The following is a 16,572-nucleotide window of genomic DNA, read 5'->3' as shown; positions in this document are numbered from 1 at the left end:
TCCAATAGTTGTGTTGCCGTCCGGTGTCTGTGGTGAAGGGCATCGGATGCATCGAACGAATATTCAGGCGATACCCTTGAAGACCACAACTTATCGTCGCTTTACCGTTGATGAAGCGATCGACTGGGTGACGCATCTCTGCGAAGCGAAAGGCTGCTCACCCACGGTTGCCGCATCATTGGCCCACGCCACCGTGGCTGCGCAAGCGCGCGGTAACCAGGCCGTGGGTTTTCGGCATCTCGCCGATTACTTGCCGGGTTTTTCCTCCGGGCGAATCAATCCACGTGCCGAGCCGCGAATCTCCTCGGCGGGCGCGATTATCCTCAAATCTGATGCCCGAGGCGGAATTGCCCAGCTTGGCGTCGATCGGTGTTTCGATTCACTGTGCCATACCGCCCGCACCAATGGCATGGCCACGCTGAGTCAGTGCAATAGTTTCACCAGCGGCGAGCTGGGTGACTACACGCTGCGGTTTGCCCAGGCCGGGTTGATTGCCTTGGCGGTTGCAAACGGGCCGGCGCTGGTTGCCGTTCCTGGCGCCAAGGGCAAGACCTACTCGACCAATCCGCTCTCATTTGCCGCGCCTTCAGCCGATGGCATCCCCTTGCTGTTCGATCAGGCGTGCAGTGCCGCGGCATTCGTGAATATCGCCCACGCCGCTTCGACGGGCAGCGATATTCCTGAGGGCTGGGCGGTGGACCAGGATGGCAACGGAACACGCAATGCCTTGGCGGCGTTGAGCGGTGCGCTGCTGCCTTTTGGTGGCCATCGTGGGGCCAATCTGATGCTCATGGTCGAGGTCCTGGCGGCGGGGCTCACGGGCGCCAACTGGTCGTTGGATGCGCCGTCTTTCAATCAAGGAGCCCAGACGCCTGGCTGTGGCCTGTTGATCCTGGTCCTGGCGCCGGAATTCTTTGCCACGGGATTCGAACAGCGGCTTTCAAGTCAACTGTCCCGCCTGACGCAGATGGGCGTCCACAGGCCAGGATGGGAACGGCAACACTCAATGATCAACGCGCAGAATGATGGGATCAGTGTTCCTGTTGACCTATTGGGACAGCTGAGCCGTCTATAAGCCAATGGGATCGAAAACGATGATTAACAGCACTGAAGATCCATCGTGGGATCAGGACATTATCCGCAGCGGCGACTTGCTCAGGCGTTCGCTGCAGAGCGTCCTGTCAGGCAATGCCAGCGATACGGCGCAAGCACATATCGCATCTCTTGCTACGGCCCAATGGACGATCAGGAAGACGGCGGAAACTTCAAATCTGCTGCCGGGTTTCCTGGAGGGGCATTTATCCGAAGCGCTCGGCGCTGCGCCAAGAACCAATGAGCATTTGGTGTCGATACACAATGCGTTAGGCACGCTCTTGCCCCATGTCACCTGGATAAACCGCCAAGCCCGGGCCGACCAGGACAGCGCTTTCGTGGAGCGGCATCGCCACGGGATGATCGCCGGTCCGGGAGGGTTATTTGAATGCTCCACCTTGACCTTGGGGTTGGCGCTGATGATGCCCGAGACCCGCTACCCCTATCACCAACACCCGCCTGCCGAGTTCTACCTCGTTCTGTCACCGGGGGACTGGTATCGGGAGGACGTGGGCTGGTGGAGCCCCGGGTCAGGAGGTTTGGTTTTCAACCCGCCATCGTGTGTCCATGCAATGAAGTCGACGGATGTTCCACTTCTGGCATTGTGGGGCCTGATGCATTAATGCCTCGTTATAAGAGTAAATGAACCCGGGTAGCGATTGAGAGGATGAGATATGGCGGTTACCACGCAGGGCATCAAGTTGGACGAAGAAACGCGGGCCAGGCTGAAGTCGGCGTCGGCTAAGTTGGACCGAACCTCCCATTGGTTCATGAGGAAAGCCATTCTTAATTTTATTGAAAAAGTGGAGGCCGGGGCTGGCATCGAAGAGCTTATAGCGGTCGAATTTTTGGAAAAGGACACGCGGCGCCACAGCATCGCACGACGACTTCGCAAATATTGCAGTACCGATGAAATGGTTTGATGACATAAATGCATACCCTGGGTCTGCCAAGTGGGGCGATGACTGACGAGATCTGACTTAAACAAACCATTAGCTGCCAGGCATATAACATCGAAAGTTATAGGCATGGTTTTATTCTAATGATTGATTTTTTCTCATGAATATTGAATGAAAAATGGTTTGTTCGTGCCTGTTCAGTCCTGAACAATGACTTCAGCATACGAGGTCAAGATGAACACGCTTGATCCCAAAGGCTACAACTCGCTTCAGGATAATTAAACACGGCGCTTTCGTTGAGGATCGACCGATGGTTCAGATGACCGATACCAGGCTTGTAAGCAAACAGACCGCATTCGAAGAAATTCCCTTTATTGACATCGCACCGTTACTCGACGGGAGCAACCCGCGAAAAGTCTCGCGCCAGATTGGCGAAACGTGTGAGAAAGTTGGTTTTTTCTATATTAAGAATCATGGCGTTTCGCGCGCATTGATCGACGCGATGTATGCTCAGACGAAAAGCTTCTTTGCCATGCCTTTTGATAAAAAAAATAAGATGAATGTGGTCAATTCAGGTCCCACGCTTCGCGGCTACATTCCCATGTACGCGGAAAACGTCGATCCGGAAAACACCCGCGATTTCAAGGAATGCTTCGACTACGGCGCCCACTACGACGAAGTGTCGCCTTTTTTCGGAGCGAACTTGATGCCGCCCGAGCTTCCGAAGTTTTCGGATGTCTGTGACGCCTACCATGGTGCAATGCTTGACTTGGCGCGCAAGCTCATCAGTGCCATTGCACTGAGCCTCGATCTGCCAGTGGACTACTTTGAAAAACTGCAACGCAAACCGATCACTATCCAGCGCTTGTTGCACTACCCCTCGCAGAGTGGCGAAATTTCACAAAAGGAAATCGGGATTGGAGCACATACGGACTATGGTTTTCTGACGATCCTTTTCCAGGACAAGGTCGGAGGCTTGCAAGTACGCAATCGCGCGGGTGAATGGGTAAGCGCCCCACCGGTGGAAGATACGTTCATTGTCAACATCGGTGACCTGGTGCAAACCCTGACGAATGATCGCTACACGTCGACGATGCACCGCGTCATCAATACCAGCGGTGTCGAACGGTATTCCATTCCATTCTTCATCGACTTGGACTTCGATGCGACTGTCGAGACCGTGGCGACGTGCATCAGCGTCAGCAACCCGGCCAAATACACGCCCTACACCTGCGGACAACACAAATACAGTCGCTTTGTCGCCAGCTACACTCACCTGCAGGCTGTCGAGGCGGTCTAACGCCAACCATGGGTGGAACCCGGTCACCGCCTGCGTAGAGACGGTGACCGCCCCGGGAGGCGCTGGGGTGACTACCTATAGGTATACGACGAAGTACGTTCATCGCGAGGTGTTACACCGAAGTGCCCGCGATAGCTTCTGGTGAACTGTGCCGCTGAACCAAAGCCGCACAGCGTGCCTATTTTCAGGACGGGCGATGAGGTCTGCTTCAACAACTGTTGTGCCCGGACTAAACGCAGCTTGAGGTAATAGCGCGCCGGAGAAAGGTCCAAATACTTATGAAACAGCCTCTCCAGCTGGCGACGTGAAACGCCTACCTTGAATGCCAGCGCATTGAGCTCGAGGGGCGCACCCAGATTGGCCTCCATCAACAGGATGGCCGCTTGTAGCCTGGGTTGATTTTCGCCAAGGGTGTGCTTGAGCGGTATCCGTTGGTGATCCTGATCATCTCGCATGCGTTCGTACATGAACATATCGGAGATTGCGGCTGCCAGTTCACGACCGTGTTCGCTCCTGATCAAGTGCAACATCATGTCCATTGGCGCCGTGCCGCCGGCAGAGGTCAAGTGATTTCTATCGATAGAGAACAGGTGTGAAGTGGTCTCTGCTCCAGGAAAGGCTTCGCGCATCGCCGCCAGGCATTGCCAATGAACACTGCACCTATGCCCCTCCAGCAGTCCGGCCTTGGCCAAGGCCCAGCTTCCTGTGCAGATGGCACCCAGTCGGACGCCCAGGTGGGCCTGGTGTTGTAACCAAAGCACCTGTTCATGGCTTACGCTGTTCTGAATACCCATCCCACCGCACACGATCACGGTACTTAACGCCGAGGCATCTTCCATTTTCGCGTCGGGCGTTATTTGCAAGCCGGCACTGGCACGCACAGGTTTTGCGTCCTTGCCCAGGGTGAGCCATCGATACAACTCTCCGCCGGAGAGTTGATTGGCCATGCGCAAGGGTTCTATGGCCGATGCCAGCGAGATGAACGTGAAATCATCCAACAAAAGGAATCCGATGGATCGTGGGGCAGGGCCCTGCGAAGTAGACACGATATTGTGCTCCTCTTGGGGGCATATCCAAGCGTTCAGGCAATCAGAGTTCCGCACCTGCCTGCCACTCCTTCCAGGCAATGGAAGAGCGCAGCCCCAGGCCCAGGAAAGGTTCCGGTGGATTCCAGCAGGGGGCGGGTTGATCGAGCATGATGTCCAGCAACTCACTGTCCATTCCCACGGCGTATTCGGCGATCAGTTTGCCTGCCACGGTGCTGCGGGTCAGGCCCAAGCCGTTGCAGCACACGGCGCTGAACACGTCCGGGGCGATCTCGCCGAAGGCCGATCCGGAGTTGCGCGAAATGCACAGCGCGCCGCCCCAGGTGTATTCGAACGGCACGCCCGGCAACATTGGAAAACGTGCCTCGAAGGAATGGCGGTGAGCGCGGCGTACACGCTCAAGCGTACGGGGGCTCGCTGCCAGGCGAGGGTTGTAAGTGAAGGAGTTGCGGATGCAAATCCGGCCATTGGCGAGCCTGCGCACGGTGGTGCCCAGCGGGTCAGCGGGAATGAGCCCCCAGCTTTGGTCGCCGCCCAGGCGGGCCTGCTCCTCGGCGGTCAACTCCCGGGTCAAGCTGGCGTAGGTGTAGACGGGTAGCAACCGCCCCTTGAGCCCCAGCTGGCCGAACGGTGCCGCGTAGGCATTGTTGGCCATGACCATGCGCGGCGCCGAAAGCACGCCTTGGGCGGTCGTCAGCGCATGAGGTTTGCCAAGCTCAATGTTCAATACAGGGCTGTCTTCATACAACGTGACGTTCGCCGGCAACGATTGCGCCAGGCCCCTGCATAACGCGGCGGGTTGAACGAGTACGCAACCGGGGGCATGCAGCCCCGATTTGTAGAAGTCGGTACCGGTGATCGCTTTCATCCGCGCGGCATCGAGCATCGTGTAGGGCTCCCCCAACCCGTTCAGCCCTTTGGCAAAAGACTCAAGCGCGGCGATGCCTTGTGGATTGACGGCGCCATGCAACTTGCCCTGCTCGCGCCAATCACACTCGATGCCTTCGCGCTGGACGATCTGGCGCATGAAATCGATGCCGCCACGGCTCAATCGAATGATTCGCTGGTCGGCGGTCCGGTCGGAGGTGTAGCTGTGGGACGTCAGGTCATGGGGTAAGTCCACCATGAAGCCGGAGTTGCGTCCGGCCGCACCGAAACCGACCCGCTTGGCGTCGATCAACGCAATCGACGCCTCGGGTAGAAGTTCGGCCAGTCTCCGGGCGGCAGCCAAACCCGCCAGGCCTGCGCCGAGCACCGCCCAGTCGGCCCTGACGGCGCCTTTGAGCGGGTTGCCGGGGGCGGGCGGTGGCAGCGTTTCGTACCAACCGGGTTGACCATCGTTTTGAGGCAGGAAATTACACTGAAGCTGCATGGCAAACGCCTCCGCCGTATGGGTCAGGCGCGATGAGCCGTCAGCTGTTCATAAACGATCTTGAATGCGCTTTTTTCTGCATCGCTGAGCGGTTGCAAAGGCAGGCGGGTCACACCCACCGGCTGGCCGGCCAATTCGCAGCCGTGTTTGATGTACTGGCAGAACTTGCCGCCTTGTTCGAGCAGGTTGAGCATCGGCAGTAAACGGGTAGCCAGTTCACGGCCTTTGATCATGTCCTTTTCCACGACACACGCCTGGTACAGTGCAACATGTTCTGGCGCAAGGAAGTTGGACGCGCCAGCGACCCAGCTGCGGGCGCCCCAGGTGAAGAATTCCAGCACCTGGTCATCCATGCCGCAGCTCACTTGCAGCTGATCGGTGTGTTCGTTGAGCAGGCCGTGCATGCGTTCAATCGAACCGGTGCTTTCCTTGATGGCCTGGAAGTTGGGGCGGCCCTTAAGCCCGTTGATGAACGCCCACGACATTTCAGTCCCGGTCCGGGCCGGAAAGTTGTAGAGCATGATGGGCATGTCGAGCGCGTCATCGACGCTCAAGGCATGGATCAGCAGTTCTTGTTGCGTCGGTTGGCAGTAGTAGGGAGCGGCAAGAAGAATGGCATTGAAACCCACTTTTTTTGCATGAAGGCCCAGCGTGAGGCTTTCCTGGGTGGTGGTGGCGTTGATACCCGCCATCAACGGAATACGCGATTTGGCGTAGTCGGCGATGAAATCGAAAAGCGCCAGCCGTTCATCGTGGGACAAGGCATAGTATTCGCCCGTCGTACCACCGACGATCAGGCCATGCACACCTGGTTCGATAAGTGAGTCAATGATGTTTTCCAGCGACCTGAAGTCCACGGAACCCGAAGTATTAAAGGGAGTTACAACGGGAGTCCACACGCCATCGAAGTTCATACAGTGCCCTGTTATTAAAATAGTTTGCGGTTTTGGTTCGTATGCAGATTACGGGGGGCAACACTGGCGCAACAACTAACATTTATTGAAGGCAATACATGACCCTGCGTTATAAGTTGGTGCCAGGCGAATAGGGGGATACCCGTAACCAAAGAGCAGGCAGGTGGGCGCGCGGCCGCACGTAGTGAAACGAACGTCCGGCGACACAGCCGAGGTTGTCTGCCAGCAAACGCTATATTTCGTAGCGATCTTCTTTCGATGGGGGATGGTCGAATAGGGCGCTATAGCACTTACTGAAATGAGGAGTGGAGACGAAACCGCAGGCAATGGCGACATCAGTGACTGACAGTCTGGAGTTTTGTATCAGGCGACGCGCTTCTCTAAGTCGCAGCTCCAGATAGTAGCGCTGAGGGGACGTGCTGATTTGTTCGCGAAACAAGCGTTGGATTTGGCGCTTGGACAGTCGAACGCATTCGGCGAGCAAATCCAGGCCTAACGGGGATGACTTCGCAATCGTTGCGACTGAAAGTATGGACTTTTATAGATCCGGGCCGGATGAGGTTGGCGGTCACCAGCACGTCCAGGCATTGCGTGAAGCAAGCCAGGGAGAAGTTATCAAGCAGGAGAAACCCTACGCTTGATCCCTTGCGGGTCTCAATCGATTGACTCATTAATTGGGCGTTGTATCCCGCAGGAAACTGTCGTCGAAGGGATAGTGGGTCAGCAGTTCATAACCGGTCTCCGTGACCAGCACCTGGTTCTCCAACTTGATCCCGTCCTGCCCTCCCACCTCTCCCACATACGCCTCGACACAAAGCGCCATGCCCGGCAGTAATTCACCCTCGTATCCGTAGGATTCCAAGTCTTCCGGATAGCGAATGCTTGGGTATTCATCACACAGCCCTACACCGTGGTAAATCACGCCGTAGCGTTGAGCCCGGCAGGGTTCGGGCAGGCGGTGCGCCTTGGCGGTCAGCTCGGTAAAGCGTACGCCTGGCTTTATCAACTCGGTGTTATGGATGATATGGTCATGGGCAATTCGATAGAGGCGCTTCTGTTCGGCTGTTGGCTCGAGTCCTCCACAGATCCAACTGCGGGACATGTCCACGCACATGCCGTAGGTGCCGATCAGGTCCGTGTCGAACGACAATAAGTCGCCATCGTTCAATACCCGTGGGCCGGACTCCTGGAACCACGGATTGGTGCGTGGGCCGGAGCTGAGTATTCGCGTTTCGATCCACTCGCCGCCCCGGCGGATATTGCCGGAGTGCAGGGCGGCCCAGACATCGTTTTCCGTTGCTCCTGCCCGCAGTGCCTGATGCATTTCGGCGATGGACGCTTCGCATGAAGCCACCGCGCAGCGCATAGCCCTGATTTCATCGGGGCCTTTGATCATCCGCGCAAACTCGGTCACTTCCTGGCCGCTGCAAATCTCGACCGCGAGTGCATCCAGTGCGCGTAAGCCTGCGACTTCGATCCGGTCTACCGCCAGGCGCCGGTTGGCTCCGGCGTGTTGACGCAGCAGCTCGTCGAGCTGGTCTGCGAAATGCCTGGCATGGCGATCGGTGTGTTCACCGGTCTCGAAATAGAAGAACGACGCGCCGCTGCGTAACTCGGTAACCAACGGTAAGTGGGCGGAGAGGTGATCACAGCCATGGAAATCCCACAGCACTACATGGCCGCTGGCCGCGACGAAACACGCTCGCGCGGGATTATGGGTCGTCCACAATTGCATGTTCGTGGTGTCGGTGGTGTAGCGGATATTCAGCGGGTCAAACAACAGGATGCCGCCAAGGTCGCGAGCGACCAGTTGGTCGACGATCCGCTGCAGGCGGTATTGGCGCATGGTCGGTAGATGAGGCGCTTGCAGGCCCAGTTGAGCCCACTCCGCGAAAGCCAGTGGTGTAGGTCCTATCTCGACACGATTGTTGTCGTCGATGGAGCCGTCGGCTTTCAGCGCAGCTGCGCGCTGCCTGGCTGGGTCGATACGGCGAGCGCCGGCCGGAACAGAAAAAGGTGAAGTCGTCATGAATTCCATCCTGATTTCATTACTGGATAACCATCGGACACAGCACATCAGTCATTCAAGGCCAGGCTGGGTGGCCAGGCCACAAGTGCGCCTGGCGAAGGAGGAGGGCCGTTACTTGCTGGCTTGGGCCGCAGCCCGGGAAGCTTGGAGCCAGGCGTCGAATTGCTGACGGTGAGCAGCAACCCACTCCTTGGCATGCCGGGTGATATCCGCTGGCTTGTTCTCACCCTTTTGCATTCTCAGGTTCTGCGCACTTTCGTCGTCAGTGCTGATCTGCATCTGGGAAAGAAACTTCAAGGCCGCTGGATTTTCTTTGGCAAAGTCTTTGTTGAGTACCGCCTCTACCTTGTCTACGGCGAAACCGAGATTCTTGCCTTTGTAGGAGGTGTCGACTTTGTTATTGCCGCCTGGCAGGTCGGTGTACGGTACTTCGAGCCATACCACGTCTTTACCTTCGACCAACACACCGGCGATCCACTGAGGGACCCAGGTGTAATAGAGGATCGGCTGGCCCTGTTTGTAGCGGGTGATGGTGTCTGCCATCAGCGCGAAGTAGGAGCCGCGATTGTGGTTGACCGCTTTCTCAAGACCATAGGCCTTGAGGTGATGGTCAATGGTGAGCTCACAGCCCCAACCGGGGTTGCAGCCGGTCAGGTCCGCTTTACCATCGCCGTCGACGTCGAACAGCTTTGCGATCTCTGGCTTCTTGAGGTCAGTCAGGTATTTGATGTTGTAGGCATCAGCCGTCTTTTTATCGATCAGATAGCCCTGCAATACTCCAGGCATGATATCGCCTGCCTTGACCATGTCCTCGTCACCACCCGCCTTTTGGTAGAAGGTGTCGTGGAGATTGTCCCACATGTGCACGGTGAAATCCGCGTCGCCACTGCCCAAGGCTACCAACATTACGGAGTACTCGGTTTCCTTCGGCTCCTTGATCTTGTACCCAAGTTCACGCAGGCCCTCCATGGCGATTTCACCCCGAAAGCGTTCTTCGGCGATGGAAGGAAAGATCGGTGTTACCGATACACCGTCGCCGGGCTTGTCGGCCGAGGCCACGGCATGGAATGACAAGACGGTCAGGGCGACAGCCGAGATGCACCGCCGGATGTTGCGGGAGAGTTTCAATTCGCACATGTCACATACCTTTCTTCGTTTTTTTAGTTGAGTGCGGCAGTTCTAATCGAAATTTCATGCAGTCTTGCGCTGCGCTGGAGGCTGGCGTGAGCCGAAGAGGCGCATGACAAGCCCGACCGGACCGGTGTGGTACCAGCGTAAACTTGGGTCGGCTTTGATGCGTTCGCCCATGGCCTGTGTGAGGCGATCGAGGAAGATGGCGAGCAACACCAGCCCGACTCCCCCTACGGTGGCCAGGCCCATGTCCAGGCGACCGATACCACGCAGGACCATCTGCCCCAGTCCGCCGACAGAGATCATCGAAGCGATGACCACCATTGACAGAGAGAGCATCAGGGTTTGGTTGAGGCCCGCCATGATGGTTGACGTGGCCAATGGCAGTTGCACGCGCATGAGCATCTGCCGAGGCGTGCAGCCGAAAGCGCGGGCCGCCTCGATCTTGTCTTCCGGCACTTGGCGGATACCTAAATTAGTCAGGCGTACCAGTGGAGGGAGGGCAAAGACGATGGTCACCAGAACGCCGGGGACGTTACCGATGCCGAATAACATCACCACCGGTACTAGATAGACGAAGGCCGGCAGCGTCTGCATGGCGTCCAGGACAGGTCTTATGGCCCGTTCCAGGTGGTCGTTCCTGGCGCTGAGAATGCCCAACGGGACCCCGAACAACGCACAGAAGAACACCGAAGTGAGGACGAGGGACAGCGTGGTCATGGATTCGGACCACACCCCGATCGAACCGAGCAGGGTCAGGGTCACCAGGCAAAGCAGCGCCATGCGCTTGCCTGCCAGTTGCCAACCCAATAGCGACGACAGCAGGATTCCGATAGTCGGCGGGATGCTTTGCAGGATGAACTCAATGCCGTTGAGCACTTGATCGATTGGCCAGCGCACCGCCCGGAACACGTCCCGGAAGTTATGGACGAGATAGTTGAGTGCGTTTTGCACCCATTCGCCCAACGGGATGATCGCCGTTTGGAAGGGGTCTAAAAAACCGAAATCTGACATGGTGGCTACCTCTTTTTTGTTTGCACCGACACTTAATGGCGACTCAGGGTTTGAAGTAGCTGACTCTTGGAAAGCGTCCCCTTGAGGGCACCTGCGCGGTCAAGCACCGGTACTGGATAAGGAAGTGTCGCGGCGATATCCAGCACGTCATGCAGCGGTGTATCGAGGTACACGGGGCGTTGTTCATGCAGACTGTGGCGTTGACCTGCAACGTCCTGCGCTACGCTCCCGTTGCCATCGGTATCAACGACACCCAGCAATTGATCTTGCTCGTCGATCAGGTAGCCATAGGGTGTGCCTGCTTTGAAACTGGGCGCTTTACCGTTCACCCGGCAGATCATTTCCGGATCCAGTTGAGCCACATCTCCGGCAGTCAGCACTCTCGAACTGTCGAACCCCTTGAAGAAATTGCGCACATAGTCCGTCGCCGGCTGGTTGATCAGTTCCTGCGGGGTGCCGATCTGCACGACCCGACCACCTTCCATGATCGCGATGCGATGGCCGATGCGAATGGCTTCCTCGATGTCGTGGGAGATAAAGATGATGGTGCGCTGTTGTTCAGCCTGCAGACGGATCAGTTCACCCTGCATCTCGCTGCGGATCAGTGGGTCGAGGGCCGAAAATGCCTCGTCCATCAGCAGGATCGTCGGGTCGTTGGCCAATGCCCTGGCCAGTCCGACACGTTGTTGCATGCCGCCAGACAGTTGATGTGGGTAGCTGTGCTCGTGGCCCGCCAGACCCACCTGGCTCAAGGCTTCCTGGGCGCGCAGATGGCGTTCTTTTTCCGGCACGCCGGCGATTTCCAGGCCAAAGGAGGTATTTTCCAGCACGCTCATGTGGGGCATCAGCGCAAAGGATTGGAACACCATGCCCATTTCCTTGCGCCGCACATCGAGCAAGGCTTTATCCGAAAGCCCGGTAATTTCGCGGCCGTTGAGGTGAATGCTTCCCGAGGTGGGTTCGATCAAGCGATTGAACAGGCGCACCATGGTCGATTTGCCAGAACCTGACAGCCCCATGATCACGAAAATTTCGCCTCGCTTGACCGAGAAACTTGCATCAAATACACCAACCACATGGCCGGTTTTATCAAAAATCTCGTTCTTGTCGGCGCCATTGCGCAGCATTTTCATGGCGATGTCTGGGTTAGAACCAAAGACCTTGAAAATGTTTTTTACCGAAAGAATTTCATCGTCATGGCTCATACGACCCTCTTCTTATCTTTATGACCAAATATTTAACTTGTCTCAGTCGCTATTACAGCTGGAGGGCAAGCGCATATTGGCAGTCCGTTCGAATACCGAACGTGAGTCATTACGGTGCGCCATAGTTCTGCCTTGAACTGTTGAGTCATCCCTGGCTCATGCGCACCCGTTATGGCGTTCGCCACCTTTATGAGGCGTCCAATGCCATGTTCTTATTTATGTATGGAAACTTTTAAATCAAATGGACGGTTTATGTTCCGTTCGCCTCGTTTTGCGCTGCTTATAGAACGCTTGAAGCCGCTTCCGTCAGGCGCCGGGTCATGACCTCGCAGTACCAGTCGACGAACTGGTTGACGCCATTCTCTACCAGCGGTGAGTACGGGCCCGGTTGATAAGCGGGTGACGTGACGCCGACCTGTGCTCCCTCGACCAGGCGTCGGTCCTGGTCATTGGTCGCGATCCAGACCTTGGTCAGGCGCTCGATATCGTAGTCCACCCCTTCCTGTGCATCCTTGTGCACCAACCAGCGGGTGGTCACGACGGTCTCGCCCGGACCTTGAGGCAGCACTCGAAAGCTCAGTGCGTGGTCGCCAAGAAAGTGATTCCAGGTCGATGGATAGTTGAAGTACAGCAGCGCGCCGATATTATCGACACCACTGCGATCCAGGCGTCTGGCGACGGCAGGCTTGCCGTCCATGGTGTAGCTGCTGGCACCGTCGCTGAGGGGGATCCGGGTCATCCGATATTGACCTTCAGGATCCATGTTGATCCGACTCGCCAAACCTGCTGCCTCGCAGGCGCTCCAGTGGGCGGCAAGCTCCGGATCTTCGTCACCGCCGATGCCCTGGACAGATACGTTTTCTACAAACGACTTCAGCAGTTCAGGGTGGGTCCCGTCACAGTGATAGCACTCGCGATTATTCTCGAAGACGAGTTTCCAGTTACCTTTCTCGACCAAGTGAGCTTCGAAGGCAACTTTGCAGTCTTCCAGATGGTGAGGGCCAATGAACGGCGAAACAGCGCTGCGGAACTTCTCGAAATCCGGTGCCACCTTGGCGACGCAGACATAAATGTAGCTGTGCACCACTTCACAATGCGCCGGTATAAGCCCATGGTCGGCCGCGTTGAAGTCCGGGCCCATGTTGCCGGCGTAAATAAGCTTGCCATCGAGTTCGAACGTCCACTTGTGGTAGGGGCAGACCAGTTTCGCGACCTTGCCTTTTTCCTCGGTGCAGACCTTTGAACCACGATGACGACAAGCGTTGTGGAACGCCCGGACGCTACCGTCTTTTCCTCGTACAACGACTACCGGGTAATCGCCGATCTGCAGGGTCAGGTATTGGCCTGGTTTCTCCAGCTCAAAAGTGTGCCCCGCAAAAATCCACTTCCGATGCCAAATCTGCTCCAGATCCTGGCGATACAGATCGGCATCAGAATAAGCGGCGCCAGGAAGAGCATGCTGCGGTTTGCGCTGCTTGATCAGGTCTAATACATCGGTGTACTTAGGCATTTCTTTCATGCACTCCTTATTATCGGGGCTTAGTGCAGCGTTTCTGGTTGCGCAAATGAGTCGCTGACTTGGCCACGCTGCGAACTTGCTTCAACGCTGCGTCCAATTCAGCTAGCCTTACGGCATGGATGCGCCTGAATTCCGGTTGCCACTGCTTGCAAACAGTCTAGGACGAGGCCATAGGCCTGAAGAATCGACATTTTTTATGGGGTAATGATGATCTACTGTCATGGTTAAGCAGACCGAGCCCGATCAGGCGCTGATCAAGATGCCCTCGCTGCGCGCAGTCAAGGCTTTCCTGGCCGCAGCCAGGTATCAGAATTTTACCCGGGCCGCTGAAGCGCTCTGCGTGACGCAGGCTGCCATCAGTCGCCATATACGGGATTTGGAAGAGCATCTCGGGACCGAGCTTTTCGATCGGGCAGGGCGTGCCGTCAAGCTGACCGACGCCGGCTCCAACTTCTATGATGTGGTGCAGTTGTCATTCAGTAGCATCGCTCAGGCCGCGGAGCGTATGCGCAATAACGCTGTCTCCAAGCATGTGGTCACGCTGTGCTGTTCGCCGGCCTTTACCAACTTTTGGCTCGGGCCACGACTGCCGGCTTTTTTCGAAGCCTACCCTGAGATTGATCTCAACCTGGTGGTGACACAGAACTTCCTGTCGATGGATACGGGGGTGCATCCGGATATCATCATCTGCAAGATGATGAAGAGTCACGACGGCTATCACAGCGAGCCTCTGATGTGCGACGTCATCTACCCAGTGTGCACACCGCTCTATCTGGAGCAGCATCCGGAACTGCAATCCATCCATGGCCTTCGCGACAGCGCGTTACTGAACCTCAGCCCTTTCGGGCGCTCGCAAGTGGCCGAGCATTTGGACTGGTATGGATGGCTCGCTCACTACGATATCGACCTCAAGGCGCGCTCCAGCAAGGCGTCTCACTTTTTCAACGCCAACGACTACAGCCTCTTGATTCAGCTCGTGCTGGGCAGTCAGGGGGTCGCGTTGGGCTGGCATCATCTGGTAGCGCCGCTGATTGAGAAGGGGCTGCTGGTGCGCCCGATCGAGGAAAAGCTGGTGCACAAGGAAACCCTTCACTATTTGAATTTCAATGAAGACAAAGCGCGCGATCCAAGCTGCTGCAAGCTGCGTGACTGGCTCTTGGCACAGTTCGATACGGAGGGGTTAGAGGAGCCGGACGTAGCCCTTACATAACCGCAGATCATCAGTTGCTCCACATAAAAGTCGCTGTGTGCTGTTCCCGCCTGTCTTTATTCTTTCACCTTGAGAGCCAAGAACTAACGTGTGTCTCAAGGTGAAGGAATGACCACTCTTTCCTGAACGAACAAATACGAGTGCTGGTTGATATTGGCGCGGATCGTGTCGTATTCGCCTGCCCGGAAATTCAGTTTCCGTTGGCGTTGGTTATTCGGTGTCGAATATCAACAGCATTCGAATGAGTAACGAGTTGCCCCATCAGTGTCGATCCGGTAACCGTTTTAGTGATCACGTTGTCGGTATCTATCGTTCAAAAAAAGAATGCGGGGAAGACCATAATGACTCAGTTGAAAACAACAGAAGAATACCAGTCGATTGCTCGGCAACTGACCTTGCCAAGTAAGGCTGTGATCGATGGTGAAATACGCTCGGCACTTTCCGGCGCAACGTTCAGTACTGTCAATCCCGCCAACGGCGAGCACCTCGCCGATGTGGCCGCTTGTTCGTCAGCCGATGTGGACGTGGCCGTCAGCGCCGCGCGGGCCGCGTTCAATGATGGTCGTTGGTCAAAGCTTCATCCCAGTGCGCGTAAGCAGGCGATCCTGCGCCTGGCTGCGTTGATCGAAGAAAACGCGCTGGAGCTTGCGGTGATGGAAAGCCTGGACAGCGGCAAGACCATTTTCGACTGCCAGACCGTCGATGTGCCGGAAACCATTAACTGCCTGCGCTGGCACGCCGAAGCCATCGACAAGATCTATGATCAGGTATCGCCTGCGTCCGACGGTCATCTCGCTTTGGTTGTCCGTGAGGCGATCGGTGTGGTTGGCTTGGTCTTGCCTTGGAACTTCCCGCTGTTGATGCTGGCCTGGAAAATCGGCCCGTCTCTGGCCGCGGGTTGCTCCTTGGTGGTCAAGCCAGCGGAAGAAACGTCGTTGACGACTCTGCGTGTTGCTCAGTTGGCGTTGGAGGCCGGCATCCCCGCCGGGGTCTTCAACGTTGTGACCGGTGGCGGGGCTGAGGTCGGTGAGCCCATTGGCCGTCACCCGGACATCGACGTCATCTCTTTCACCGGCTCGACGGATACCGGGCGTCGTTTCTTGAAATACTCCGCCGAGACCAATCTCAAGGAAGTGGTGCTGGAGATGGGTGGCAAGAACCCTTGCATCGTTCTGAACGATGTCCGTGATGTGGACAGTGTTGCCTCGCACATCGTGAACGGTGCGTTCTGGAACATGGGGGAGAACTGCTCGGCGATCTCCCGACTGATCGTGCATGAGGACATCAAACCTGCTCTGATCGAGCGCATCAAGCACTTCGCCAGCGACTGGCACGTGGGTGATCCACTCGATCCGGCCAACCGCGTCGGCCCGCTGGTGTCCAGCGAACATTTCAGCAAGGTCAGTTCCTACCTGGGCCAGGGTGAGCCGGTGCTCTTTGGCGGGCAGACCAGCCAAGGGCGCTATGTACACCCGACCATCATCGAAGCCTCAAGCAATGACGCAAGACCTGCGCGTGAAGAAATCTTCGGCCCGATCCTCACCGTGATCACTGTCAGCAGCCTTCAGGAGGCCGTGGCAGTGGCCAACGACACGGACTACGGACTCGCCGCTTCGGTGTTCACGGACAACGGCAAGCGAGCCATGCGTGTCGCCCGTGCCCTCAAGGCCGGGACAGTGACCGTCAACTCGTTTGGAGAAGGTGACATCACCACACCATTTGGGGGTTACAAGCAATCAGGTTTCGGTGGCCGCGACAATTCGTTGCATGCCCACGATCAGTACACCCAACTGAAAACCATCTGGCTGGATCTTTCCAGTGACGAAGAAGGGGTTTGAGTC

12 protein-coding genes and 3 pseudogenes are annotated in these 16,572 nt (G+C 56.7%); 6 read left to right on the top strand and 9 right to left on the bottom strand.

What is annotated here, in order from left to right:
* Positions 1–46: 46 nt before the first annotated feature.
* The 4 genes from PSH57_RS17930 to PSH57_RS17915 all read left to right on the top strand — a co-directional run bounded on the left by PSH57_RS17930 (position 47) and on the right by PSH57_RS17915 (position 3,291).
* A complete protein-coding gene (locus tag PSH57_RS17930) occupies positions 47–1,075 on the top strand; it encodes an Ldh family oxidoreductase (RefSeq protein ID WP_422766043.1) in 1,029 nt (342 codons plus the stop codon).
* Positions 1,076–1,094: 19 nt separating this feature from the next.
* Positions 1,095–1,715, top strand: a complete 621-nt coding sequence (locus tag PSH57_RS17925; RefSeq protein WP_305384546.1) for a dimethylsulfonioproprionate lyase family protein — start codon at positions 1,095–1,097, stop codon at positions 1,713–1,715.
* A gap of 51 nt (positions 1,716–1,766) precedes the next feature.
* Positions 1,767–2,015, top strand: a complete 249-nt coding sequence (locus PSH57_RS17920) for a ribbon-helix-helix protein, CopG family (RefSeq protein WP_305384545.1) — start codon at positions 1,767–1,769, stop codon at positions 2,013–2,015.
* A 286-nt stretch (positions 2,016–2,301) separates the two neighbouring features.
* A complete protein-coding gene (locus tag PSH57_RS17915; protein ID WP_305384543.1) occupies positions 2,302–3,291 on the top strand; it encodes an isopenicillin N synthase family dioxygenase in 990 nt (329 codons plus the stop codon).
* A gap of 80 nt (positions 3,292–3,371) precedes the next feature.
* On the opposite strand, the pseudogene gbdR reads toward PSH57_RS17915, so the two are convergent.
* The 9 genes and pseudogenes from gbdR to PSH57_RS17870 all read right to left on the bottom strand — a co-directional run.
* A pseudogene (gene gbdR, locus PSH57_RS17910) lies at positions 3,372–4,340 on the bottom strand (choline metabolism transcriptional regulator GbdR); the annotation flags it as partial.
* A 40-nt stretch (positions 4,341–4,380) separates the two neighbouring features.
* Positions 4,381–5,709, bottom strand: coding sequence for an NAD(P)/FAD-dependent oxidoreductase (locus PSH57_RS17905; protein ID WP_305384541.1), 1,329 nt, complete (start codon positions 5,707–5,709; stop codon positions 4,381–4,383).
* Between the two features lie 23 nt (positions 5,710–5,732).
* Positions 5,733–6,623, bottom strand: a complete 891-nt coding sequence (dapA, locus tag PSH57_RS17900) for a 4-hydroxy-tetrahydrodipicolinate synthase (protein WP_305384540.1) — start codon at positions 6,621–6,623, stop codon at positions 5,733–5,735.
* A 232-nt stretch (positions 6,624–6,855) separates the two neighbouring features.
* Positions 6,856–7,122, bottom strand: a pseudogene (locus PSH57_RS17895) (helix-turn-helix domain-containing protein); the annotation flags it as partial.
* A gap of 171 nt (positions 7,123–7,293) precedes the next feature.
* Positions 7,294–8,652 (bottom strand): dimethylsulfonioproprionate lyase DddP, encoded by a 1,359-nt coding sequence (gene dddP / locus PSH57_RS17890; protein ID WP_305384538.1) that lies wholly within the window; start codon positions 8,650–8,652, stop codon positions 7,294–7,296.
* Positions 8,653–8,763: 111 nt separating this feature from the next.
* Positions 8,764–9,789 (bottom strand): glycine betaine/L-proline ABC transporter substrate-binding protein ProX, encoded by a 1,026-nt coding sequence (proX, locus tag PSH57_RS17885; protein WP_305384536.1) that lies wholly within the window; start codon positions 9,787–9,789, stop codon positions 8,764–8,766.
* Between the two features lie 54 nt (positions 9,790–9,843).
* Positions 9,844–10,818 (bottom strand): annotated as a pseudogene (proW, locus tag PSH57_RS17880) (glycine betaine/L-proline ABC transporter permease ProW); the annotation flags it as partial.
* A gap of 11 nt (positions 10,819–10,829) precedes the next feature.
* Positions 10,830–12,002 (bottom strand): quaternary amine ABC transporter ATP-binding protein, encoded by a 1,173-nt coding sequence (locus PSH57_RS17875; protein WP_305384534.1) that lies wholly within the window; start codon positions 12,000–12,002, stop codon positions 10,830–10,832.
* A 280-nt stretch (positions 12,003–12,282) separates the two neighbouring features.
* Entirely contained in the window at positions 12,283–13,512 is a 1,230-nt protein-coding gene (locus tag PSH57_RS17870; RefSeq protein WP_305390415.1) for an aromatic ring-hydroxylating oxygenase subunit alpha, read from the bottom strand.
* 229 nt (positions 13,513–13,741) lie between these two features.
* Between PSH57_RS17870 and PSH57_RS17865 the strand changes: the two genes are divergently transcribed.
* Together PSH57_RS17865 and PSH57_RS17860 are read left to right on the top strand one after the other, a co-directional pair.
* Positions 13,742–14,731, top strand: coding sequence for a LysR family transcriptional regulator (locus PSH57_RS17865; protein ID WP_305384532.1), 990 nt, complete (start codon positions 13,742–13,744; stop codon positions 14,729–14,731).
* A gap of 341 nt (positions 14,732–15,072) precedes the next feature.
* Entirely contained in the window at positions 15,073–16,569 is a 1,497-nt protein-coding gene (locus PSH57_RS17860; RefSeq protein WP_305384530.1) for an aldehyde dehydrogenase, read from the top strand.
* Positions 16,570–16,572: the final 3 nt, after the last annotated feature.

Source organism: Pseudomonas hefeiensis (assembly GCF_030687835.1).
GTDB classification, from domain to species: domain Bacteria; phylum Pseudomonadota; class Gammaproteobacteria; order Pseudomonadales; family Pseudomonadaceae; genus Aquipseudomonas; species Aquipseudomonas hefeiensis.
Note: the sequence above shows the minus strand (reverse complement) of the source record. Positions and strands in the feature narration are given on the sequence as shown.